Source organism: Bacillus sp. FSL L8-0358 (assembly GCF_038593095.1).
Classification (GTDB): domain Bacteria; phylum Bacillota; class Bacilli; order Bacillales; family Bacillaceae; genus Bacillus; species Bacillus subtilis.
This window is the reverse complement of the sequence record NZ_CP151962.1, coordinates 1-24,679: the sequence shown is the minus strand read 5'-3', so window position 1 is coordinate 24,679 and position 24,679 is coordinate 1. Positions and strand designations below refer to the sequence as shown.

The 24,679-nt window shown below is 44.4% G+C and carries 16 protein-coding genes, 3 tRNA genes, 3 rRNA genes and 1 other annotated feature; of the genes, 4 read left to right on the top strand and 18 right to left on the bottom strand.

The features are described 5' to 3' along the window. Position 1: 1 nt before the first annotated feature. The 3 genes from NYE49_RS00110 (at position 2) to dck (ending at position 2,657) form a co-directional block, all read left to right on the top strand. Positions 2–1,285 carry a glycoside hydrolase family 18 protein gene (locus tag NYE49_RS00110; protein ID WP_047181960.1) on the top strand — a complete coding sequence of 428 codons (1,284 nt, stop codon included), beginning with the start codon at positions 2–4 and terminating at the stop codon, positions 1,283–1,285. Between the two features lie 98 nt (positions 1,286–1,383). Then, positions 1,384–2,007 carry a deoxyguanosine kinase gene (dgk, locus tag NYE49_RS00105; RefSeq protein WP_003226790.1) on the top strand — a complete coding sequence of 208 codons (624 nt, stop codon included), beginning with the start codon at positions 1,384–1,386 and terminating at the stop codon, positions 2,005–2,007. Then, positions 2,004–2,657: a deoxyadenosine/deoxycytidine kinase gene (gene dck, locus NYE49_RS00100; RefSeq protein WP_015382547.1), complete on the top strand. Its 654-nt coding sequence runs from the start codon at positions 2,004–2,006 to the stop codon at positions 2,655–2,657. Before dgk ends, dck begins: the two co-directional genes overlap by 4 nt. A gap of 111 nt (positions 2,658–2,768) precedes the next feature. Here the strand turns inward: dck and NYE49_RS00095 are convergent. From NYE49_RS00095 to guaB, 6 genes are all read right to left on the bottom strand, one after another. Beyond that, a tRNA-Ser gene (locus NYE49_RS00095) sits at positions 2,769–2,861 on the bottom strand. Positions 2,862–2,995: 134 nt separating this feature from the next. Further along, positions 2,996–4,273 (bottom strand): serine--tRNA ligase, encoded by a 1,278-nt coding sequence (gene serS, locus NYE49_RS00090; protein WP_003247131.1) that lies wholly within the window; start codon positions 4,271–4,273, stop codon positions 2,996–2,998. Positions 4,274–4,329: 56 nt separating this feature from the next. Continuing rightward, positions 4,330–4,542: a binding site (T-box leader), on the bottom strand. A gap of 52 nt (positions 4,543–4,594) precedes the next feature. Next, positions 4,595–5,185 carry a pyridoxal 5'-phosphate synthase glutaminase subunit PdxT gene (gene pdxT, locus NYE49_RS00085; protein ID WP_003226797.1) on the bottom strand — a complete coding sequence of 197 codons (591 nt, stop codon included), beginning with the start codon at positions 5,183–5,185 and terminating at the stop codon, positions 4,595–4,597. A gap of 21 nt (positions 5,186–5,206) precedes the next feature. Next, positions 5,207–6,091: a pyridoxal 5'-phosphate synthase lyase subunit PdxS gene (gene pdxS, locus NYE49_RS00080; RefSeq protein ID WP_003247145.1), complete on the bottom strand. Its 885-nt coding sequence runs from the start codon at positions 6,089–6,091 to the stop codon at positions 5,207–5,209. A 196-nt stretch (positions 6,092–6,287) separates the two neighbouring features. Continuing rightward, a complete protein-coding gene (gene dacA, locus NYE49_RS00075) occupies positions 6,288–7,619 on the bottom strand; it encodes a D-alanyl-D-alanine carboxypeptidase (RefSeq protein ID WP_015482683.1) in 1,332 nt (443 codons plus the stop codon). A 152-nt stretch (positions 7,620–7,771) separates the two neighbouring features. Continuing rightward, positions 7,772–9,238: an IMP dehydrogenase gene (gene guaB, locus NYE49_RS00070; RefSeq protein ID WP_003226803.1), complete on the bottom strand. Its 1,467-nt coding sequence runs from the start codon at positions 9,236–9,238 to the stop codon at positions 7,772–7,774. 120 nt (positions 9,239–9,358) lie between these two features. Between guaB and NYE49_RS00065 the strand changes: the two genes are divergently transcribed. Next, positions 9,359–10,306: a YaaC family protein gene (locus NYE49_RS00065; protein WP_015382542.1), complete on the top strand. Its 948-nt coding sequence runs from the start codon at positions 9,359–9,361 to the stop codon at positions 10,304–10,306. A gap of 39 nt (positions 10,307–10,345) precedes the next feature. Here NYE49_RS00065 and rrf read toward each other — a convergent pair. From rrf to dnaA, 12 genes are all read right to left on the bottom strand, one after another. Continuing rightward, positions 10,346–10,461, bottom strand: a 5S ribosomal RNA gene (gene rrf / locus NYE49_RS00060). Positions 10,462–10,515: 54 nt separating this feature from the next. After that, positions 10,516–13,443 (bottom strand): 23S ribosomal RNA (locus tag NYE49_RS00055). An 81-nt stretch (positions 13,444–13,524) separates the two neighbouring features. Beyond that, positions 13,525–13,600 (bottom strand) — tRNA-Ala (locus NYE49_RS00050). Between the two features lie 11 nt (positions 13,601–13,611). Further along, positions 13,612–13,688 (bottom strand) — tRNA-Ile (locus tag NYE49_RS00045). Between the two features lie 102 nt (positions 13,689–13,790). Beyond that, positions 13,791–15,340: ribosomal RNA gene (locus NYE49_RS00040) — 16S ribosomal RNA — on the bottom strand. Together the 16S, 23S and 5S rRNA genes with 2 tRNA genes alongside form the textbook arrangement of a ribosomal RNA operon. 289 nt (positions 15,341–15,629) lie before the next feature. Continuing rightward, positions 15,630–18,095, bottom strand: coding sequence for a DNA topoisomerase (ATP-hydrolyzing) subunit A (gene gyrA / locus NYE49_RS00035; RefSeq protein ID WP_003244540.1), 2,466 nt, complete (start codon positions 18,093–18,095; stop codon positions 15,630–15,632). Between the two features lie 210 nt (positions 18,096–18,305). After that, positions 18,306–20,222, bottom strand: a complete 1,917-nt coding sequence (gene gyrB, locus NYE49_RS00030; RefSeq protein WP_003226808.1) for a DNA topoisomerase (ATP-hydrolyzing) subunit B — start codon at positions 20,220–20,222, stop codon at positions 18,306–18,308. 54 nt (positions 20,223–20,276) lie between these two features. Continuing rightward, positions 20,277–20,522, bottom strand: a complete 246-nt coding sequence (remB, locus tag NYE49_RS00025; protein WP_003219266.1) for an extracellular matrix regulator RemB — start codon at positions 20,520–20,522, stop codon at positions 20,277–20,279. A gap of 17 nt (positions 20,523–20,539) precedes the next feature. Further along, entirely contained in the window at positions 20,540–21,652 is a 1,113-nt protein-coding gene (recF, locus tag NYE49_RS00020; protein ID WP_015382541.1) for a DNA replication/repair protein RecF, read from the bottom strand. Between the two features lie 15 nt (positions 21,653–21,667). Next, positions 21,668–21,883 carry a ribosome maturation protein RlbA gene (gene rlbA / locus NYE49_RS00015; protein ID WP_003226810.1) on the bottom strand — a complete coding sequence of 72 codons (216 nt, stop codon included), beginning with the start codon at positions 21,881–21,883 and terminating at the stop codon, positions 21,668–21,670. A 130-nt stretch (positions 21,884–22,013) separates the two neighbouring features. Next, positions 22,014–23,150, bottom strand: a complete 1,137-nt coding sequence (gene dnaN / locus NYE49_RS00010; protein WP_003226811.1) for a DNA polymerase III subunit beta — start codon at positions 23,148–23,150, stop codon at positions 22,014–22,016. A gap of 188 nt (positions 23,151–23,338) precedes the next feature. Next, positions 23,339–24,679 carry a chromosomal replication initiator protein DnaA gene (gene dnaA, locus NYE49_RS00005; protein WP_003242674.1) on the bottom strand — a complete coding sequence of 447 codons (1,341 nt, stop codon included), beginning with the start codon at positions 24,677–24,679 and terminating at the stop codon, positions 23,339–23,341.

Sequence of the window (24,679 nt, the reverse complement as noted above, 5' to 3'; positions counted from 1 at the left end):
TGTGGTAAAACAAGGCGACACTCTTTCTGCTATCGCTTCACAATACAGAACAACCGCAAATGAGATCACTGAAACGAATGAAATACCGAATCCCGACAGCCTTGTTGTCGGACAAACCATTGTCATTCCAATAGCTGGCCAGTTCTATGGTGTGAAGCGAGGTGATACCCTGACATCCATCGCCCGGCAGTTCAATACAACAGCAGCCGAGCTCGCAAGGGTTAACCGCATCCAGTTAAATACCGTGCTTCAGATTGGTTTCCGTTTATACATCCCACCAGCTCCTAAACGAGACATCGAATCAAATGCTTATTTGGAGCCCCGAGGAAATCAAGTCAGCGAAAATCTCCAGCAGGCGGCCAGAGAAGCGTCACCCTACTTAACGTACCTTGGCGCATTCAGCTTCCAAGCACAGCGTAACGGAACCTTAGTCGCACCGCCTTTAACGAATTTAAGGAGCATTACAGAGAATCAAAACACGGCATTGATGATGATTATAACGAACCTAGAAAACCAGGCATTCAGCGATGAACTCGGCCGGATCCTTTTGAACGACGATACTGTAAAAAGAAGACTTTTAAATGAAATAGTCGAGAATGCAAAAAGATATGGTTTCTATGATATTCATTTTGACTTTGAATATTTGCGGCCTGAGGATAGAGAAGCCTATAACCAATTTCTCCGCGAAGCAAGGGATCTTTTCCATCGAGAAGGCTTAGAAATTTCTACGGCGCTTGCCCCAAAAACAAGCGCAACACAGCAGGGCAGATGGTACGAAGCCCATGATTACAGAGCCCATGGCCAAATCGTCGACTTTGTTGTTCTCATGACATATGAATGGGGCTATAGCGGCGGGCCGGCTCAAGCTGTTTCTCCAATCGGGCCTGTTCGGGATGTCATAGAATATGCTTTGACTGAAATGCCTGCGAATAAAATTGTCATGGGCCAGAATTTATATGGGTATGACTGGACACTGCCATACGCAGCTGGCGGAACTCCGGCAAGAGCAATAAGCCCTCAACAAGCCATTGTCATTGCCGATCAAAACAATGCAGAAATTCAGTATGACCAAACCGCTCAGGCCCCTTTCTTCCGCTATACTGATGCAGAAAACAGAAGACACGAGGTATGGTTCGAGGATGCCCGCTCGATTCAAGCAAAATTCAATCTGATTAAAGAGCTGAATTTAAGAGGCATCAGCTATTGGAAGCTGGGTCTTTCCTTTCCGCAAAACTGGCTGCTGCTGTCTGATCAATTTAATGTTGTCAAAAAGACGTTTCGATAATTTGGAAACGTCTTTTTTTCATGGGGGCACCCAAGGGTTGTGATACAATATGAAGGTCGGTAACTGACGCACGTTTTTCAGATATAAGGAGGATTCCGATGAATACAGCCCCTTTTATTGCAATAGAAGGTCCTATCGGGGCAGGAAAAACAACTCTCGCAACGATGCTCTCACAAGAATTCGGATTCCCTATGATCAATGAGATTGTAGAGGATAACCCGTACCTTGATAAGTTTTATGACAATATAGAGGAATGGAGCTTCCAGCTCGAGATGTTTTTTCTTTGTCACAGATACAAACAGCTTGAAGACACCAGTGATCACTTTTTAAAAAAGGGACAGCCTGTAATAGCTGATTATCATATTTATAAAAATGTGATTTTTGCGGAACGCACCTTGTCTCCACATCAGCTGGAAAAATACAAAAAGATATATCACCTGCTAACGGATGATCTGCCAAAGCCGAATTTCATCATTTACATAAAGGCCAGTCTGCCTACGTTGCTACACCGCATTGAAAAACGCGGGCGCCCCTTTGAGAAAAAAATTGAAACTAGCTATTTGGAGCAGCTGATTTCAGATTATGAAGTCGCCATCAAGCAGCTGCAGGAAGCAGACCCTGAACTTACAGTGTTAACCGTAGATGGTGATTCAAAGGATTTCGTTTTGAATAAGAGCGACTTTGAACGCATTGCCGCCCATGTAAAGGAGCTTATCGTATGAAGGAACATCATATCCCTAAGAATTCAATTATTACAGTAGCAGGAACAGTAGGTGTCGGAAAATCGACTTTAACAAAAACTTTAGCCAAACGGCTTGGATTTAAAACATCTTTGGAGGAAGTCGATCATAATCCATACTTGGAAAAGTTCTATCATGATTTTGAACGTTGGAGCTTTCACCTTCAAATTTATTTCTTAGCTGAACGCTTCAAAGAACAGAAAACAATTTTTGAAGCCGGCGGAGGTTTTGTACAGGATCGTTCGATTTATGAAGATACAGGAATTTTCGCAAAAATGCATGCTGACAAAGGGACAATGTCAAAGGTTGATTATAAGACTTACACAAGCCTTTTCGAAGCAATGGTAATGACACCGTATTTCCCACACCCAGATGTGTTGATCTATTTAGAAGGAGATCTGGAGAACATTTTAAACCGGATTGAACAACGCGGCCGTGAGATGGAGCTTCAGACAAGCAGGTCTTATTGGGAAGAAATGCATGCACGCTACGAGAACTGGATAAGCGGTTTTAATGCCTGCCCTGTTTTAAAACTTCGCATTGAAGATTATGATCTGCTGAACGATGAAAACTCGATTGAAAATATTGTAGATCAAATTGCTTCAGTTATTCATGATAATCAAAAAAAGTGAATCTCAGTCGAGATTCACTTTTTCTTTAAAATAAAAAATCCGCCGCACCGAATGCAACGGACAAAACAATCTCCAATATATGCTTGTGTTTCATTAGAATTAAAATCAATATGGCGGAGGAAGAGGGATTCGAACCCCCGCGGGCTTTGACACCCCTGTCGGTTTTCAAGACCGATCCCTTCAGCCGGACTTGGGTATTCCTCCGTATCGACAAGACTTACTATATCACGTATGTTCTTGTGTGGTCAAGCATTTTTAAAAACTTTTTTTGTTTTTATGAAAATGCCGTGTTTACATAAGCAAAAAGGCGCACCTTGTCAGGCACGCCTTTCCATAATTTACGGTTTCATTACTTCTCTATTCCCCATATAAGGACGAAGCACTTTCGGAATCACAACGCTTCCGTCTTCCTGCTGATAATTTTCTAATATAGCGGCAACTGTTCTTCCAACCGCCAGTCCTGAACCGTTCAGTGTGTGTACGTGCTCAGGCTTGCCTTTCGCTTCACGTCTGAAACGAATATTCGCACGTCTCGCCTGGAACGCTTCGAAGTTGCTGCAAGAAGAAATTTCTCGATATGTGTCTTGGCTCGGAATCCAAACTTCGATATCGTATTTTTTCGCAGCCGTAAAGCCTAAGTCACCCGTACACATGCTCATGACACGGTATGGAAGCTCAAGCAACTGAAGAACCCGTTCTGCTTGGTTTGTAAGCTTCTCTAATTCTTCATAAGAATCTTCAGGCTTCACAAACTTTACAAGCTCAACTTTATTAAATTGGTGCTGACGAATTAATCCGCGTGTGTCACGTCCTGCTGAACCAGCTTCAGAACGGAAGCAAGCACTGAATGCCGCATAGTTGATCGGCAGGCTGTCACCTGAAAGGATTTCATCGCGATGCATGTTTGTAATCGGCACTTCCGCCGTTGGAATTAAGAAATAATCTTCTTCCCTGATTTTAAATGCATCCTCTTCAAATTTAGGAAGCTGCCCCGTTCCCGTCATGCTTGCGCGGTTTACCATATATGGCGGGATCACTTCAGTGTAGTTATACTCATCCACATGCAGATCAAGCATAAAGTTATAAAGCGCACGCTCCAGACGAGCACCTAAGCCTTTATAGAACACGAAACGGCTTCCTGTTACTTTGGCAGCACGTTCAAAATCCAGAATACCCAGCTCATCCGCAATATCCCAGTGCGGCTTCGGCTCATAAGCAAATGAAGGCTTTTCACCCCATTTACGCACTTCTACGTTGTCGTCTTCTGTTTCACCGACAGGTACAGACTCATGCGGAATATTTGGGATTGAGAGAAGGATTGTATCAAGCTCAGCTTCCACTGTCCGTAATTCTTCATCAAGCTTTTTAATTTCCTCGCCGACTTCACGCATTTCTTTAATAATGTGATCCGCGTCTTTTTTCTCACGCTTCAGCACAGCAACCTGCTGAGAAACTTCATTTCGTTTTCCTTTTAACTCTTCAACCTTGCCGATAAGCTCTCTTCGTCTATCATCCAGCGCCTCAAACTTATCAAAATCAGTTAAGTCTTCGCCTTTGTGTACAAGCTTTGCTTTAATTTCTTGAAAATTTGCTCTCAGCATTTTCGTATCAAGCATGCGAAACACTCCTTTTTTTATTGATTTGTCGAAAATAAAAAGAGCCCTCATCCCCATAAAGGGACGAGAGCTCTCGCGTTGCCACCCTGATTGAAAACAAATCAAAGACTCGTTTTCCACTTTCAAACATAACGGTTATCCCGTAAATGCCTACTTGTTTCAGCATTTCGCTCAAGGATGGATTCAGACAGCATCTTTCACCGATTCGCACCAACCATCGGCTCTCTTAGAAAGAGAGGCTCCCTACTAGTTCCTATCAACGCTTTTCGATCTTTATTTGTGCTTATAATGTACTATAAGTTTCCACAGCTTTCAACTGTTTTATACAAGTGCCTTCTGCTTGTATTCCTCAACCATTTCAACAAACAGCTGTGTCACTCGGTGATCTTCTGTCAGCTCCGGATGGAATGAGCAGCCAAGGAATTGCCCCTGTTTCGCGGCTACAATACGACCATTATGCTCCGATAGAACTTCAACATTTTCACCAGCTTCTAAAATATGCGGCGCACGGATGAATACCCCTGTAAAAGGCTCGTCCAAGCCTTTAATTGTTAAATCAGCTTCAAAGCTGTCAACCTGCCGGCCAAATGAATTACGTTCTACAACCACATTCAGAAGACCTAAATGAGGATTATCTGAACCGGCAATTTCTTTTGCTAATATAATTAATCCGGCACATGTTCCAAACATCGGTTTGCCCTGAGCAGCGAATTCACGAAGCGGCTCCATGAATTGATACGTATCGATCAAACGGCGCATCGTCGTGCTCTCACCGCCCGGCAAAATCAACCCGTCAACTTCGTTCAGCTGCTCCGGACGTTTTACGACAAGACCAGCCGCGCCGCATGCTTCAATCGCATGGATGTGCTCTCTAACTGCTCCTTGAAGTCCTAGTACACCTATTGTTAACATGTCAGCAGCGCTCCTATGTTCTTACCAGCCGCGTTCTTGCATACGCTGTTCTGGAAGTAAGTTTGAGATTTCAATCCCTTTCATTGCAGTACCAAGCTCTTTTGACAGCTCAGCGATCAATTTGTAATCAGTAAAGTGAGTTGTTGCTTCCACAATTGCTTTCGCAAATTTAGCAGGGTTGTCTGATTTGAAAATACCAGAACCAACAAATACTCCGTCAGCACCGAGCTGCATCATGAGAGCAGCATCAGCTGGAGTTGCTACGCCGCCAGCGGCAAAGTTAACGACAGGAAGCTTGCCGTCTTTTTTAATTTGAAGAAGAAGCTCGTAAGGAGCACCTAGATTTTTCGCTTCTGTCATTAGTTCATCCTCACTCATCGCAACTACTTTGCGCACTTGAGCGTTAACTTTGCGCATATGGCGAACAGCCTCAACAATATTACCTGTTCCAGGCTCACCTTTTGTGCGAAGCATAGAAGCACCTTCCGCAATACGGCGTGTTGCTTCACCAAGATCACGGCAGCCACAGACAAAAGGAACTGTGTATTCATTTTTATTTAAATGAAATTCTTCGTCAGCCGGCGTCAGAACTTCACTTTCATCAATATAGTCAACACCCATAGCTTCAAGCACACGCGCTTCAACAATATGTCCGATACGCGCTTTTGCCATTACCGGGATAGATACTGCATTCATTACTTCTTCCACGATTGTAGGGTCAGCCATACGGGCAACTCCTCCAGCCGCGCGAATATCTGCTGGCACACGTTCTAGCGCCATTACAGCGACAGCTCCAGCTTCTTCAGCGATTTTCGCTTGTTCCGCATTGATGACGTCCATGATGACGCCGCCTTTTTGCATTTCTGCCATTCCGCGTTTTACACGTTCAGTACCTGTTTGAGCCATTTCTTGGTCCCCCTAATCAAGGTATAGTTATATGATTTCTAATCCTTATTGTATCCTAGAAATCCAATAATTCATATGGATATATACTATTTTATTCGGTTTTTAGCGCTTTGAAAATCATTTTTTATTAAAAATTGAGTTTTTTCAGTATATTACGCGAAAGAGCCCTAACATCCATCAGAGCTCTTTCAATTGATTAAAACCAGCCGGTTACCGTATCAACAATGCTTCCCCAAATTCCGGCAAAAAATCCGCCGATACTGCGCATTGTCAAAACAAACCAGTTTGCTTTTTCTACATTTTCTTTTGTAACAAGGTCTACGCCAGCCAGATCGCTGTTAAGGAATCCGTAATCCTTTTCATCACCTGTGTATTCCGCAGTCAGCTTCCCAACCTTGGTTCCTTTTTTCACAGGAGCAGTTAAGTTGTCTTTATTCAGTGTGACCTTCGCTTTGTAATTCTTTTCTTCACCATTTTTGACAGGAAGAGAGAACGCCTTGTTTGTCACAATGCCTACTTCTTTCTCTTTACCCTTATCAACTGAAATTGTTTTATGGCCTTTTACTTGATCGCCTTCAGCATAAATTTCTTTCATGGAGAAATTGTCGAAAGCATAATCAAACATTTTTTTCGTTTCATCGAAACGGCCTGTATGAAGGTTGCCCTTTGCGTTTAAAACAACAGTGATGACACGCATACCGTTGCGTTCAGCTGTTCCTGTAAAGCATGAACCCGCAGAGTCAGTAGAACCTGTTTTCAGTCCGTCTACAGTCGCTTTTTTATACTCGCTGACAAGCCCCTTCAGCATAAAATTCCAGTTCGGCATGTCCATTTCATCATCGGTACCTTCTCGGAATTTCGTTTTGGCGATACTGGAAGTCTCCAGTATCTCAGGGTAGTCAGTAATCAAGTGATCCGCAAGAATTGCCATATCCTTTGCAGAAACTTCACTTTCTTCATTTACGCTTGTCCCCTCAGGCTGATGGCCGTGAAGATCTTTGTTTTCAAGACCTGTTGCGTTAACAAATTTGTAATCTGTTAAGCCTAGTTCTTTTGCTTTTGCATTCATTTTTTCAACAAACTTAGTTTCAGAACCGGCAACGATTTCTGCAATCGCAATAGCAGCAGCATTTGCAGAATAAATTGCTGTAGCTTGATATAATTCTTTTACTGTGTATTTCCCGTCTTTCCGAAGAGGAACGTTTGATAAGCTGTTATCTTGGGAAATTTCATACACATAGTCATCAGGCGTATAGGTTTGGTCCCATTTCACTTTACCTTGATCAATTGCTTCCAATAACAGATACTCTGTCATCATTTTTGTCATACTCGCAATTGGCAGTCTCTTATCTGCATTTTTACTGTAAAGAATTTTACCTGAAGAAGCTTCGATCATAATAGCAGCAGATGCATTGATATCAATTGGATCGCTGGCTGCTTTTGCTTTTGACATTGGAGCCAGACACGTGACAGCTAGAGTTAACACAACCAATGACATCAGTAGCTGTTTACATTTCTTGATGTTCAATCGTACGACCTCCGTATTTCATTTTCTTCATCTATAATTAAGCCGTTAAGGACATTTTCAATGCACAACAGTATAAATTTTATCATAATCAGTATAAAAAAAATAGACAGAGTCAGAGACCCTGTCAAATGTTTTTAATTTGTAACAATTTATTATGAAATTGTATAGTTAGGTGATTCTTTTGTAATCTGTACGTCATGCGGATGGCTTTCGCGAAGTCCTGCGCCAGTCATGCGAATGAACTGAGCTTCTTCTCTTAGCGCACGCAGATCTTTGGACCCGCAATACCCCATACCAGAACGAAGGCCTCCGACTAGCTGATAAACGGTTTCTTCAACTGGTCCTTTGTAAGGTGTGCGTCCTTCAATTCCTTCTGGAACAAATTTTTTGTTTTCTTCTTGGAAGTAACGGTCTTTACTTCCTTTTTCCATTGCAGCAACTGATCCCATGCCGCGGTATACCTTAAATCTTCTGCCTTGGTAGATTTCAGTTTCACCAGGGCTTTCTGAGGTGCCTGCAAGCAAGCTTCCGAGCATAACAGCATGTCCGCCGGCTGCCAATGCTTTAGTGATATCGCCAGAGAATTTAATCCCACCGTCGGCTATGATTGTTTTGCCGTGTTTTCTTGCTTCAGTCGCACAATCATAAATTGCTGTAATTTGTGGAACACCGACGCCGGCTACAACACGTGTAGTACAAATTGAACCAGGCCCTATTCCAACTTTGACAACGTCTGCTCCAGCTTCGATAAGCGCTCTTGTCGCTTCAGCTGTTGCTACGTTCCCAGCAATAATGTTTAATTCTGGATACGTTTCACGGATTTTTGTGACTGTGTTTAAAACGCCTTGAGAGTGTCCGTGAGCTGTATCGATAACAATCACATCAACGTTGGCTTCAACAAGCTTTTTGACGCGAGTCATTGTATCGCCAGTTACACCAACTGCCGCGCCAACGATCAGGCGGCCGTGAATGTCTTTAGATGAGTTCGGAAACTCAATGACTTTTTCAATGTCTTTAATTGTGATAAGACCTTTTAATTTATTCTGGTCATCTACGAGAGGAAGCTTTTCAATTTTATGTTTCTGCAAAATCTTTTCAGCTTCATCCAGAGTAGTTCCTACAGATGCAGTAACTAGCTCTTCTTTCGTCATGACATCGCTGATTTTCATTGAGTAGTCAGAAATAAAACGAAGGTCACGGTTTGTAATAATTCCAACAAGCTTCTGGTCTTCTTCGTTATTTACAATCGGAACACCGGAAATTCTGTATTTCCCCATCAAATGCTCCGCATCAAATACTTGGTGATCAGGAGTTAAAAAGAAGGGATTTGTGATAACGCCGCGCTCAGAACGCTTTACTTTATCAACTTGTTCAGCCTGCTGTTCAATGGACATATTTTTGTGAATGATGCCCAAGCCGCCCTGTCTTGCCATTGCAATTGCCATTGCTGATTCTGTTACTGTGTCCATACCTGCGCTGATGACAGGAATATTTAGCTTTAACGTTTTTGTAAGTTCTACAGATAAATCCACATCACGCGGAAGTACCTCAGACTTTGCTGGCACAAGCAGCACATCGTCGAACGTTAAGCCTTCTTTTGAAAATTTACTTTCCCACATTAGTAAATCCCCCTCTTTTCGGCAAAATATTATATGTAGATTATCAACTAGCCAAGAGCATGTCAAGGAAGCGGGAAAGAGTTGAAATATTTAGATAACGGAAAGGATTAAGAAATATACATGGCATATCATGAGTGGAAAGACTTAGCGCTATTTTACTCCGTCGAATCAACCCAGAAATTTCTAGAAAAGGTTTATACCTTAAACGGTATTGACGATGCGAAAAAAAACTCTTTTAAAAACAGTGAACGGTTTATTTATTTCTTAAAGCATGCCGAATCGTTTTATAAACAAGCCGCATATTCTCCCTTAGAAATCAAACCGATTCTTTTATTTTATGGAATGGCACAGCTTATCAAAGCATGCTTAATTACACGTGATCCTCATTATCCAAGCCATACATCAGTACTGGCACATGGTGTAACAACAAGAAAACGAAAGAAACAAAACTATTGTTTTAGCGATGATGAAGTGAAAATACAACGGAATGGCCTATGCGTACATTTTATGAAACATTTATTCGGACAATCGGATATAGTAGATGAACGGTATACCATGAAAAAATTATTAATGGCCATTCCAGAACTTAGCGATATTTTCTACTTTCAGCAGAAAGAACGATTTATGACAATAGTTGAGAAGGATAAGAACGAAATTTTTGTACCGGAGGAAGTAGTAATCAATTACAAAATGTCTGATTCAAGGTTTGCTGAATACATGTCCCATCATTATCAATGGTCTTTTACAAAAAAAAATGAACACGGGCTGCTGTTCGAAGTTTCGCCACAAGACAAGGAGCCATGGACATCGACCAGCTTATTGTTTGACATGGAAAAGAACCAATATTATATCCCTTCTCAAAGGGAGCAATTTCTTCGGCTTCCCGAAATGACAATTCATTATTTGATTTTGTACAACGTTGGGATGATTGCAAGGTATGAAACAGAATGGTGGTATGAGTTATTAACACAGCATATAAGTGATGACTACGTGTTAATTCAGCAGTTTTTATTAGTAACAGAAAAGAAATTCCCTAAATACGCTTCACAGTTTCTTCTTCATTTTTAACAAACAAAAAACCCAGCTCAATGAGCTGGGTTTAAGCTTGCTTGGCGGCGTCCTACTCTCACAGGGGGAAACCCCCGACTACCATCGGCGCTGAAGAGCTTAACTTCCGTGTTCGGTATGGGAACGGGTGTGACCTCTTCGCTATCGCCACCAAACAAATTGAGAGTGTTCTCTCAAAACTAGATAACAGGTGTGACATCATTCAAAATGTGGTTAAGTCCTCGATCGATTAGTATCTGTCAGCTCCATGTGTCGCCACACTTCCACCTCAGACCTATCAACCTGATCATCTTTCAGGGATCTTACTTCCTTGCGGAATGGGAAATCTCATCTTGAGGGGGGCTTCATGCTTAGATGCTTTCAGCACTTATCCCGTCCGCACATAGCTACCCAGCGATGCCCTTGGCAGAACAACTGGTACACCAGCGGTGCGTCCATCCCGGTCCTCTCGTACTAAGGACAGCTCCTCTCAAATTTCCTGCGCCCGCGACGGATAGGGACCGAACTGTCTCACGACGTTCTGAACCCAGCTCGCGTACCGCTTTAATGGGCGAACAGCCCAACCCTTGGGACCGACTACAGCCCCAGGATGCGATGAGCCGACATCGAGGTGCCAAACCTCCCCGTCGATGTGGACTCTTGGGGGAGATAAGCCTGTTATCCCCGGGGTAGCTTTTATCCGTTGAGCGATGGCCCTTCCATGCGGAACCACCGGATCACTAAGCCCGACTTTCGTCCCTGCTCGACTTGTAGGTCTCGCAGTCAAGCTCCCTTGTGCCTTTACACTCTGCGAATGATTTCCAACCATTCTGAGGGAACCTTTGGGCGCCTCCGTTACCTTTTAGGAGGCGACCGCCCCAGTCAAACTGCCCACCTGACACTGTCTCCCCGCCCGATAAGGGCGGCGGGTTAGAAGGTCAATACAGCCAGGGTAGTATCCCACCGATGCCTCCACCGAAGCTGGCGCTCCGGTTTCCAAGGCTCCTACCTATCCTGTACAAGCTGTACCAACATTCAATATCAGGCTGCAGTAAAGCTCCACGGGGTCTTTCCGTCCTGTCGCGGGTAACCTGCATCTTCACAGGTACTATAATTTCACCGAGTCTCTCGTTGAGACAGTGCCCAGATCGTTGCGCCTTTCGTGCGGGTCGGAACTTACCCGACAAGGAATTTCGCTACCTTAGGACCGTTATAGTTACGGCCGCCGTTTACTGGGGCTTCAATTCGCACCTTCGCTTACGCTAAGCGCTCCTCTTAACCTTCCAGCACCGGGCAGGCGTCAGCCCCTATACTTCGCCTTACGGCTTCGCAGAGACCTGTGTTTTTGCTAAACAGTCGCCTGGGCCTATTCACTGCGGCTCTCTCGGGCTTGCACCCTAACAGAGCACCCCTTCTCCCGAAGTTACGGGGTCATTTTGCCGAGTTCCTTAACGAGAGTTCTCTCGATCACCTTAGGATTCTCTCCTCGCCTACCTGTGTCGGTTTGCGGTACGGGCACCTCTCACCTCGCTAGAGGCTTTTCTTGGCAGTGTGGAATCAGGAACTTCGCTACTATATTTCGCTCGCCATCACAGCTCAGCCTTATGGGAAACGGATTTGCCTATTTCCCAGCCTAACTGCTTGGACGCGGATATCCAATACCGCGCTTACCCTATCCTCCTGCGTCCCCCCATTGCTCAAATGGTGAGGAGGTGGTACAGGAATATCAACCTGTTGTCCATCGCCTACGCCTTTCGGCCTCGGCTTAGGTCCCGACTAACCCTGAGCGGACGAGCCTTCCTCAGGAAACCTTAGGCATTCGGTGGAGGGGATTCTCACCCCTCTTTCGCTACTCATACCGGCATTCTCACTTCTAAGCGCTCCACCAGTCCTTCCGGTCTGGCTTCACAGCCCTTAGAACGCTCTCCTACCACTGTTCGAAGAACAGTCCGCAGCTTCGGTGATACGTTTAGCCCCGGTACATTTTCGGCGCAGAGTCACTCGACCAGTGAGCTATTACGCACTCTTTAAATGGTGGCTGCTTCTAAGCCAACATCCTGGTTGTCTAAGCAACTCCACATCCTTTTCCACTTAACGTATACTTTGGGACCTTAGCTGGCGGTCTGGGCTGTTTCCCTTTCGACTACGGATCTTATCACTCGCAGTCTGACTCCCAAGGATAAGTCATTGGCATTCGGAGTTTGACTGAATTCGGTAACCCGGTAGGGGCCCCTAGTCCAATCAGTGCTCTACCTCCAAGACTCTTACCTTGAGGCTAGCCCTAAAGCTATTTCGGAGAGAACCAGCTATCTCCAGGTTCGATTGGCATTTCACCCCTACCCACACCTCATCCCCGCACTTTTCAACGTGCGTGGGTTCGGGCCTCCATTCAGTGTTACCTGAACTTCACCCTGGACATGGGTAGATCACCTGGTTTCGGGTCTACGACCACGTACTCATGCGCCCTATTCAGACTCGCTTTCGCTGCGGCTCCGCATCTTCTGCTTAACCTTGCACGGGATCGTAACTCGCCGGTTCATTCTACAAAAGGCACGCCATCACCCGTTAACGGGCTCTGACTACTTGTAGGCACACGGTTTCAGGATCTCTTTCACTCCCCTTCCGGGGTGCTTTTCACCTTTCCCTCACGGTACTGGTTCACTATCGGTCACTAGGGAGTATTTAGCCTTGGGAGATGGTCCTCCCGGATTCCGACGGAATTTCACGTGTTCCGCCGTACTCAGGATCCACTCAGGAGAGAACGAAGTTTTGACTACAGGGCTGTTACCTCCTATGGCGGGCCTTTCCAGACCTCTTCATCTACCTCGTTCTTTTGTAACTCCGTACAGAGTGTCCTACAACCCCAAGAGGCAAGCCTCTTGGTTTGGGCTAATCCCGTTTCGCTCGCCGCTACTCAGGGAATCGCATTTGCTTTCTCTTCCTCCGGGTACTTAGATGTTTCAGTTCCCCGGGTCTGCCTTCTCATATCCTATGAATTCAGATATGGATACCACTCCATTACGAGTGGTGGGTTTCCCCATTCGGAAATCTCCGGATCAAAGCTTGCTTACAGCTCCCCGAAGCATATCGGTGTTCGTCCCGTCCTTCATCGGCTCCTAGTGCCAAGGCATCCACCGTGCGCCCTTTCTAACTTAACCGTTAAAAAGAATCACTATGTGATATCTTGTATTACTAATTGAATGTGATGTCTACTGTTATCTAGTTTTCAAAGAACACGTTGGTGGAGCCTAGCGGGATCGAACCGCTGACCTCCTGCGTGCAAAGCAGGCGCTCTCCCAGCTGAGCTAAGGCCCCGTTATATAAGATGGTGGGCCTGAGTGGACTCGAACCACCGACCTCACGCTTATCAGGCGTGCGCTCTAACCAGCTGAGCTACAGGCCCATCTTAACTTATTCAAGGAACAAAGTTCCTTCAAAACTAAACAAGACAGGGAACGTTCTGTTTATAAGACCCAAGGTCTTATATTCCGTATAATATCCTTAGAAAGGAGGTGATCCAGCCGCACCTTCCGATACGGCTACCTTGTTACGACTTCACCCCAATCATCTGTCCCACCTTCGGCGGCTGGCTCCTAAAAGGTTACCTCACCGACTTCGGGTGTTACAAACTCTCGTGGTGTGACGGGCGGTGTGTACAAGGCCCGGGAACGTATTCACCGCGGCATGCTGATCCGCGATTACTAGCGATTCCAGCTTCACGCAGTCGAGTTGCAGACTGCGATCCGAACTGAGAACAGATTTGTGGGATTGGCTTAACCTCGCGGTTTCGCTGCCCTTTGTTCTGTCCATTGTAGCACGTGTGTAGCCCAGGTCATAAGGGGCATGATGATTTGACGTCATCCCCACCTTCCTCCGGTTTGTCACCGGCAGTCACCTTAGAGTGCCCAACTGAATGCTGGCAACTAAGATCAAGGGTTGCGCTCGTTGCGGGACTTAACCCAACATCTCACGACACGAGCTGACGACAACCATGCACCACCTGTCACTCTGCCCCCGAAGGGGACGTCCTATCTCTAGGATTGTCAGAGGATGTCAAGACCTGGTAAGGTTCTTCGCGTTGCTTCGAATTAAACCACATGCTCCACCGCTTGTGCGGGCCCCCGTCAATTCCTTTGAGTTTCAGTCTTGCGACCGTACTCCCCAGGCGGAGTGCTTAATGCGTTAGCTGCAGCACTAAGGGGCGGAAACCCCCTAACACTTAGCACTCATCGTTTACGGCGTGGACTACCAGGGTATCTAATCCTGTTCGCTCCCCACGCTTTCGCTCCTCAGCGTCAGTTACAGACCAGAGAGTCGCCTTCGCCACTGGTGTTCCTCCACATCTCTACGCATTTCACCGCTACACGTGGAATTCCACTCTCCTCTTCTGCACTCAAGTTCCCCAGTTTCCAATGACCCTCCCCGGTTGAGCCGGGGGCTTTCACATCAGACTTAAGAAACCGCCTGCGAGCCCTTTACGCCCAATAATTCCGGACAACGCTTGCCACCTACGTATTACCGCGGCTGCTGGCACGTAGTTAGCCGTGGCTTTCTGGTTAGGTACCGTCAAGGTACCGCCCTATTCGAACGGTACTTGTTCTTCCCTAACAACAGAGCTTTACGATCCGAAAACCTTCATCACTCACGCGGCGTTGCTCCGTCAGACTTTCGTCCATTGCGGAAGATTCCCTACTGCTGCCTCCCGTAGGAGTCTGGGCCGTGTCTCAGTCCCAGTGTGGCCGATCACCCTCTCAGGTCGGCTACGCATCGTTGCCTTGGTGAGCCGTTACCTCACCAACTAGCTAATGCGCCGCGGGTCCATCTGTAAGTGGTAGCCGAAGCCACCTTTTATGTTTGAACCATGCGGTTCAAACAACCATCCGGTATTAGCCCCGGTTTCCCGGAGTTATCCCAGTCTTACAGGCAGGTTACCCACGTGTTACTCACCCGTCCGCCGCTAACATCAGGGAGCAAGCTCCCATCTGTCCGCTCGACTTGCATGTATTAGGCACGCCGCCAGCGTTCGTCCTGAGCCAGGATCAAACTCTCCGATAAAGTAGTTTGACTGACTACGCACATCGCTGTGCGATTTATAAAAAATGAATTAACAGGTACGTTTTGTCTTGTTTAGTTTTCAAAGAACTTTGTGTGCTTCTCTCGAAGCGACTACTTAATAGTAACATTTTTAGTTAACTAGGTCAATACTTTTTTAAAAAAGTTTTTACTAGTCATAATGGTCATGCTTGTGTCTTTAAAAAGACAACAGAAATGATTATACCATAATTTTTATGACTGTAAAGGGTTATGACACAAAAAAGCGCAGCTATTTCAGCTGCGCTTTTTCTCACACTTCTTCTTGTTCTTCTTCATTCTCATCTTCTTCGTTTTTCTCTACTAAAGCTACTGTAGCAACATGCTCTTCTTCTGCCATTCTAATGAGACGCACACCTTGAGTGACACGTCCGGTGATGGAGATATCATTGATGTCCATTCTGATGAGTACGCCGCTAGCTGTAATAATCATTAGATCCTCTTCACCTTTAGTAGCTTTCACTGCTACTAGTTGGCCGTTGTTCTCGGTGATTTTCGCTGTTTTGAGTCCTTTTCCGCCCCGGCTTTGGGTTCTGTACTCTTCAGCCGGAGTTCGTTTTCCGTACCCTTTTTCAGTTACGATAAGGACGTGTGATTCTTCCTCTAAGATCTCCATGCCGACAACAACGTCGTCATCCGTCAGGGTGATGCCTTTTACGCCCGCCGCAGTTCTTCCCATCTCCCGGACATCTGTTTCAGGGAAACGGATCAGTAAACCGTTTTTCGTTCCAATGATGATTTGTTTTGTGCCGTCAGTCAGACGTACACCCATCAGTTCATCATCTTCACGAAGACTCAGAGCAATTAGACCATTGTTTCGGATATTAGCGAATTGAGATAGCGATGTTCGTTTTGAAACCCCATGCTTTGTAGTGAAGAAAAGGTAAAGCTCCGCATTGAATTCCGTGACTGGAATAATCGCGTTGATCCACTCACCCTTTTCTACCTCCAGCAGGTTAATAATCGGGATTCCTTTTGCCGTTCTGCCGTATTCAGGGATTTCATACCCTTTTGCACGATACACTTTCCCCTTGTTCGAGAAGAAGAGAATCGTGTCATGAGTTGACGTAGAGATCAAATGTTCAACGAAATCATCTTCGTTTGTTCCCATACCTTGTACACCTTTTCCGCCTCGTTTTTGACTGCGGTAAGTTGATGCAGGAAGACGTTTGACGTATCCGTTGTGCGTCAGAGTAACTACGATATTTTCTCTCTCGATGAGATCTTCATCTTCAATTGTCTCCAGTCCAGAAGTGACGATCTCAGTACGTCTTTCATCGTTAAAACGCTCTTTGATTTCCGTGAGTTCTTCACGAATGATCTCAAGCACTTTATATTCATTTGCCAAGATGTCTTTTAGCTCTGCAATTAATTTAACAAGAGATTGGTATTCTTCTTCGATCTTTTCACGTTCCAGTCCCGTTAAACGCTGGAGCCTCATGTCAAGGATTGCTTGTGCTTGCTTCTCTGTCAGTGAGAATTGTTCAATTAAACCTGTTCTCGCAATTTCAGCCGTTTGAGAATTACGGATAAGGGAGATAACTGCATCGAGATGATCCAGTGCAACTCTCAATCCTTCCAAGATATGAGCTCTCGCTTCTGCTTTACGCAATTCATAAGCAGTACGGCGTCTAATGACAACTTTTTGATGGTCAAGGTAATGCTCCAGGCATTGCTTAAGAGTTAAAACTTTCGGCTGTCCATCAACTAGTGCAAGCAGGTTGATGCCAAAAGATGTTTGTAGAGCAGTTTGTTTGTACAGATTGTTTAAGATGACATTCGCATTGGCATCGCGTCTGATTTCAATGACAATTCTCATACCTGTACGATCTGACTCATCACGCAGATCTGTGATACCCTCTATCTTTTTGTCCCTTACGAGATCAGCAATTTTCTCAATTAATTTCGCCTTATTTACTTGGTAAGGTAACTCTGTAACGATAATTCTTTCTTTACCCGAAGATGTTTGTTCGATCTCAGCTTTTGCCCGGATCGTGATAGAGCCTCGGCCTGATTCGTATGCTTTCCGGATACCGCTGCGTCCCAAGATTTGACCCGCAGTCGGGAAATCAGGCCCTGGAATGACTTCCATAAGCTCTGGAATTGTAATGTCCGGATTCTCACTGACAGCAAGTACACCGTCAATGATTTCTCCCAGCTGGTGCGGAGGAATGTTTGTTGCCATACCTACCGCAATGCCGGCAGCACCGTTCACGAGCAGATTCGGGAACCTTGAAGGCATAACGACAGGTTCTCTTTCTGACCCGTCATAGTTATCCTGGTAATCGATTGTGTCTTTTGTGATGTCGCGAAGAATCTCCATTGAGATTTTAGACATTCTTGCTTCTGTATAACGCATGGCCGCCGCTGAGTCTCCGTCAACAGAACCGAAGTTTCCGTGACCGTCAACGAGCATATAACGGTAGTTGAAATCCTGAGCCATTCTGACCATGGATTCATATACCGCTGAATCACCGTGCGGGTGGTATTTCCCGATAACTTCTCCAACTATACGCGCGGATTTTTTATAAGGCTTGTCACTTGTCATGCCTAAATCATTCATTGCATACAAAATCCGTCTATGAACCGGTTTTAAACCGTCTCGAACATCCGGAAGAGCACGGGACACGATAACGCTCATTGCATAATCCAAGAAGGACGTACGCATTTCCTGACTGATATTTATTTCACGAACTTGTGGTGTGTTTTGTTCACTCATTAAAAAACCTCCCTGAAGTATCACATGAAATATGTGGGAGTAGATTGTCCATTATGACCTTCAATACGATTTCACTATTCTCCATTATATCAATAAACTTATGATTATACACATTAAATTGCTAGAATATAAAGGTATTGCAAGCATTGCTGCATCTGATCTTGTTTAGAAAAAAGCCTTATTTCTTATTGGAAATAAGGCTTTTTATGATTAGATGTCAAGATTTTTAACGTATCTCGCATTCGCTTCTATGAAGTTTCGGCGCGGTTCTACCTTGTCGCCCATAAGCATTTCAAAAGTCTCGTCCGCATCCATTGCATCTTCAAGAGTTACCTGAAGAAGTGTTCTGGAGCTAGGATCCATGGTTGTCTCCCAAAGCTGGGTGGCATTCATTTCACCAAGACCTTTGTAACGCTGCAGTCCAGGCTTAGGCGTTTGAGGAAGAGTTTTTAACAGCTCTTCAAGCTCCTTGTCATTGTACGCATATTCAACGCGTTTCCCCTGTTGAACCTTGTAGAGCGGCGGCTGCGCAATGTACACGTAGCCATTTTCGATAATTTGGCGCATATATCTGTAAAAGAACGTTAACAGCAGTGTTCTGATGTGCGCGCCGTCAACATCGGCATCTGTCATAATGACAACTTTGTGGTAACGGGCTTTCTCAAGGTTGAAGTCTTCCCCAATACCTGTGCCGAGCGCTGTGATCATAGAGCGAACTTCGTTGTTAGAAAGGATTTTATCCAGTCTGGCCTTTTCAACGTTTAGGATTTTACCTCTAAGCGGCAAAATGGCTTGGAAATGTCTGTCGCGTCCTTGTTTAGCAGATCCTCCGGCAGAGTCACCCTCTACGATATATAACTCGGAAATGCTCGGATCTTTTGAAGAGCAGTCCGCTAACTTACCGGGCAAGTTTGAAATTTCCAAAGCACTCTTACGGCGTGTTAGTTCACGCGCTTTTTTCGCAGCCATTCTTGCTCTTGCCGCCATTAAGCCTTTATCGACAATTTTTTTGGCCGCATCTGGATTTTCCAGCATAAATGTTTCCATCGCCGTAGAAAATAACGTATCGGTGATTGTCCGTGCTTCTGAGTTGCCCAGCTTTGTTTTCGTTTGGCCCTCAAACTGCGGATCAGGGTGTTTGATTGAAATAATCGCTGTCAGCCCTTCCCTTACGTCATCTCCGCTTAGGTTTGGATCATTTTCTTTAATAAGCCCTTTTTTTCTGGCGTAATCGTTGATAACACGAGTCAGGCCCGTTTTGAAGCCAGCTTCATGGGTACCGCCTTCGTACGTGTTAATGTTGTTTGTAAACGAGTAAATGTTGCTTGTGTAGCTGTCATTGTATTGCAAAGCCACTTCAACCGTAATGCCGTCCTTTTCGCCTTCAATGTAAATCGGCTCTTCATGGACAACCTCTTTAGAGCGGTTTAAATACTCTACATAACTTTTAATTCCGCCTTCGTAATGGTATTCATTTTTGCGCTCTTGTCCTTCACGTTTATCTTCAATCGTGATGTTTACGCCCTTTGTTAAAAAGGCCAATTCACGCACGCGGTTGGCAAGCAGATCGTAATCATACTCGGTTGTTTCTGAGAATATTTCAGGGTCCGGGACAAAATGTGTCGTCGTTCCTGTATGATCCGTTTCGCCAATGATTTCAAGGTCTGTAACCGGAACTCCGCGTTTATAGGTTTGGCGGTGAATTTTACCGTCACGGTGAACCGTCACATCAAGCTCTGTTGATAGTGCGTTTACGACCGACGCACCTACACCGTGTAATCCTCCGGATACTTTATAGCCGCTTCCGTCAAATTTTCCTCCGGCATGAAGCACCGTCATAATGACTTCTACCGCAGGACGGCCCATTTTTTCATGAATACCGACTGGAATACCGCGGCCATTATCTACAACCGTGATACTGTTGTCTTTTTCGATTTGGATATTGATATCCGTACAATAACCGGCGAGGGCTTCGTCAATACTATTGTCGACAATTTCCCATACCAGGTGGTGAAGGCCTTTGCTGTTTGTCGAACCGATATACATCCCCGGTCTTTTACGAACAGCTTCCAATCCTTCTAGTACCTGTATCTGATTTTCATCATAACTGTTTTGCTGCTGTTCCATAGCCACGTCATTCACCTACACTTTTCTAAACGATATATTCGTGATAAAAAATTTCTAAGAATCTATTTCAAACATAAATTGCGCACGTTTTTTTAATGTGCTGGAAGATAAGGGAGAGTAATATATATTCTGAACCGTGACTACGATAGATTTGGGCGTGCCGTTTACGGAAGGCACCACCTTGTGTTTCTGTTTTTTCAGAAATTCTTCAACAATAGGCGACATGTTGGCTTTAAAGTCAAAAATGCCGACAATATCTCGTGTTGAAACCACAAAGTCATCACCTAAATGAATATACAATTGCTCACCTCATTTCTTCACTTCACTAACGCACCATTTTGCACACGGAACATTCCTGCTTGACGTAAGGTTTCGTGATCAATGCCATCAACGCTTGTCGTTGTGACAAACGTTTGTACACGGCCTTGGATCGTATGAAGCAAGTGTGACTGGCGATAATCATCCAGTTCACTCAGTACATCATCCAATAGTAAAATGGGATATTCTCCGATTTCTTCATGGATCAGGTCAATCTCCGCCAGCTTAAGGGACAACGCCGTCGTTCGCTGCTGTCCTTGAGAACCATACGTCTGCACATCGCGTCCGTTCACATAAAAAAGAACATCATCGCGATGAGGCCCTGACAGCGTCACACCACGCTCAATTTCTTTTTCTCTTAATTTAGAAAACGCTTCTTGATAGCTATCTCCTATTTTCGACAAATCTAGGGGATCTGATACATCAAGAGCTGTATGGTATTTCAGGGTCAGTTCTTCAAGCCCTCTTGAGATGCCTGCATGGATGGGCTGCGCCCATTTCTCGAGCTGTGCTGTAAACTGCAGGCGTTTTACGACGACTTTTGCTGCAACTTCTACAAGCTGATCGGTCAGAACATCGAGCATCGTCCGGTCAGTTTGTTTTCTTGTTTGCAGCTGTTTCAAAAAATGATTCCGCTGGGAAAGGATTTTCTGGTAAAGAGAAAGATCATGAAGGTAGACGGGAGAAACCTGTCCGATTTCCATGTCAAGAAACCGCCTTCTCACTTGAGGGCTTCCCTTTACAAGATTTAAATCTTCCGGCGCGAACATAATGGTGTTGAGGGCCCCGACATACTGGCTGAGCTTTTGCTGTTCAATATGATTGACCTTGCCCTTTTTACCCTTTTTGGAGATGACGAGCTGCATCGGGATCGACCCGTTTTGCTTCATCACTCTTCCCTCTATTTTAGCATAGTCTTTGTCCCACCGTATAAGTTCTTTGTCATTTGATGTCCGGTGCGATTTCGCCATGGACAAGACATAGATCGCCTCCATGAGGTTTGTCTTCCCCTGAGCGTTTTCTCCGATGATCACATTTACTTTATTTTCAAATTGAAGTTCAGCATGGTCGTAGTTGCGGTAAGATGTCAGTTCTAAGTTCTGGATATACAATCAGTGTCACCCGCTTTAATTGACGACTTGAAATGAACCAAATCCTTCAATCTCTACCACATCTCCAACATACAGCTTTCTGCCCCGGCGGTTGTCCGGCTCATCGTTCACAAGCACTTCATGCTCGCTTAAAAACCACTTCGCCATACCGCCAGACTGAATCACATCGGCTAATTTTAAGAATTGTCCGAGTGTAATCATCTCTGTATCAATTGAAATCGGATTTGCCATTATATCGACCTCTTTCAAATATCACTAATATCTAATTGTACTAAAAAAAAACGAATTAGGGAAAGGGAAAACTTGTCGGAGCAGATACCGAATAGAAAAGCTGCCGACGAGTCGGCAGCAGTGTATCGGATTAATAGGTTCTGACAGGGAGGATAAGCTGTACAATCGTTTCATCATTCGGCGTGCGAATTAAGAAAGGTCTCATTGCACCTGTAAAGCTTACGCGTATTTCTGCTCCTTCAAGCACCTTTAGTGCATCCAGCATATATTTTGGACTAAAAGAGATATTTAATTCCTCACCTTCAATTTGATCCGCAGCAATTGCTTCCACAACTTTACCGATTTCCGGCGAGTTGGAAGAAATTTCAATGGATTCAGCCGGTTTTGCAGACAGTTTTACAACGTTGTTGCGTCCCTCTCTGGCTAAAAGAGATGCACGATCAATGGCCTGAAGGAATTCTTTTGTGTTCACAATGATTTCTGTTTTGCTGTCTTGCGGAATCAGGCTGGTTGTGTCTGGATAATTCCCGTCCAGAAGCCGTGAGAAGAATAAGACGTTTTTCGCTTTAAACAGAACTTGGGTTTCTGTGATGACGATATCTACAAGTTCCTGGTTGTCATCTAAAATCTTGCTGAGTTCAGTTAAACTTTTTCCCGGAATCACGACGTTATAAGATCTGTCTTCTGGAATATCAAGTTTCGCTTTTCTTAATGCAAGACGGTGGCTATCCGTCGCAGTGCATAATAATTCACTTTGCTCTACTTTCCAGTTTACACCTGTCAAGATAGGGCGTGTTTCTGAGGTGGACACTGCAAATACTGTTTGTCTGATTAGATTTTTTAACAAATCAGTTGGGATCTGAATCGCATGATGCTCTTCAATCTGCGGCAAGTGCGGATACTCATCAGCATCCAGTCCGTTTAGATTAAATTCAGCTTTACCAGAACGGATAATCGTTAAATACTGATTTTGGACTTCGATTTCTACAGTTGCCATCGGCAATTTTTTTACAATTTCACTAAAAAAGCGAGCCTGTAAAACGATGCTTCCGGGCTGTTCAATAGTGACGATTTCTTTATCTCCTTCTTCTTTTGGAATGAAGGATTCAATAGAAATATCTGAGTCACTCCCTGTAAAGGATACTCCATCATCTGATGCAACAATTTTAATACCAGTCAGAATGGGAATCGTGGTTCTGGATGAAACTGCTTTTAATACATCTTGGACACTTTCAACAAGACGATCTTTTTGAATCGTGAATTTCATTTTTATCCTCCTAACGGATAATGTATTAATATATATATTTATAAAAAATAGTAGAAGTAATAGTAGGGCCTGTGGATTTGTGGATAAGTTGTGAAAAAGACAGGAAACACAGCCTATCCACATGTGGATAGACTGTGTATGACTTCCGAAAAGTTATTCACACTTTCCCCGATTGATCCCCGGTCCTGCTATTTAAGCTGTTCTTTAATTTCTTTTACATGCTGCTGAAGCTGTTCATCATCTGCCAGCAGTTTTGAAATTTTTTCATGCGCATGAATAACGGTCGTATGATCACGTCCTCCAAACTCTTCACCGATTTTAGGAAGAGAGGAATCAGTCATTTCCCTTGATAAGTACATGGCGATTTGACGCGGAAAAGCTACTGACTTTGTCCGTTTTTTTGCTTTGAAATCCTCGAGTTTAATATTAAATTGCTGGCCTACTACCCTCTGAATTTCTTTAATCGTAATGACTTTCGGTTTTGAGGAAGGAATAATATCTTTCAACGCCTCAGCGGCCAGATCAGCATTAATATCTTTATTAATTAAAGATGAATAAGCGACAACTCTGATTAATGCTCCTTCGAGTTCCCGAATATTGCTGTCGATTTGATTCGCGATGTAAAGCATAACCTCGTTCGGAATATCGAGGCCTTCTGCTTTGGCTTTTTTTCTTAAAATTGCAATTCTCGTTTCTAGATCAGGCGGTGTGATATCTGTAATAAGGCCCCATTCAAAACGTGAGCGCAATCTGTCCTCAAGTGTCGGAATTTCCTTTGGCGGTCGGTCACTTGAAATGACGATTTGTTTGCTTTCTTCGTGCAATGTGTTAAATGTATGGAAAAATTCTTCCTGGGTTTGTTCTTTCCCCGCTAAAAATTGAATATCATCTATCAAAAGCACATCAACATTTCGATAGCGATTGCGGAAGTCGACGGCTTTATTATCTCGGATAGAGTTGATGAATTCGTTTGTAAATTTCTCAGAAGACAGATAAACCACTTTGGCAGAAGGATTATGATCTATTACATAATGGCCGATCGCATGCATTAAGTGTGTTTTCCCTAAGCCGACACCCCCATAGATAAATAAAGGGTTGTAAGCTTTCGCGGGTGCTTCCGCAACTGCGAGGGAAGCAGCGTGTGCAAATCGGTTTCCAGATCCGATGACAAAAGTATCAAAAGTATATTTTGGATTGAGCATATTTTGAGGAAAATCAGATGTATCTTCTTTGACCGCTTTTTTGACTTGCGGTTTCGGCATAAAGTCCTCAACATCTTGATTTTGAGGAATGACAAACTTAATGCTCAATTCTTCCCCGGTTAATTCATATATAGTATCTGCAATCAGATGCAAGTATCTGGACTCCAGCCAGTCTCTGGCAAATTCATTGGGAGCCGTGATCGTTAATGTATCGCCTTGCAGTGAGTGGGCTTTGGTTGACTTCATCCAAGTCTCAAAACTCGGTTTGCTCAACTTTTTTTCGATTTGAGCAAGGGCTTGGTTCCACAGGTCTAATATATTTTCCAT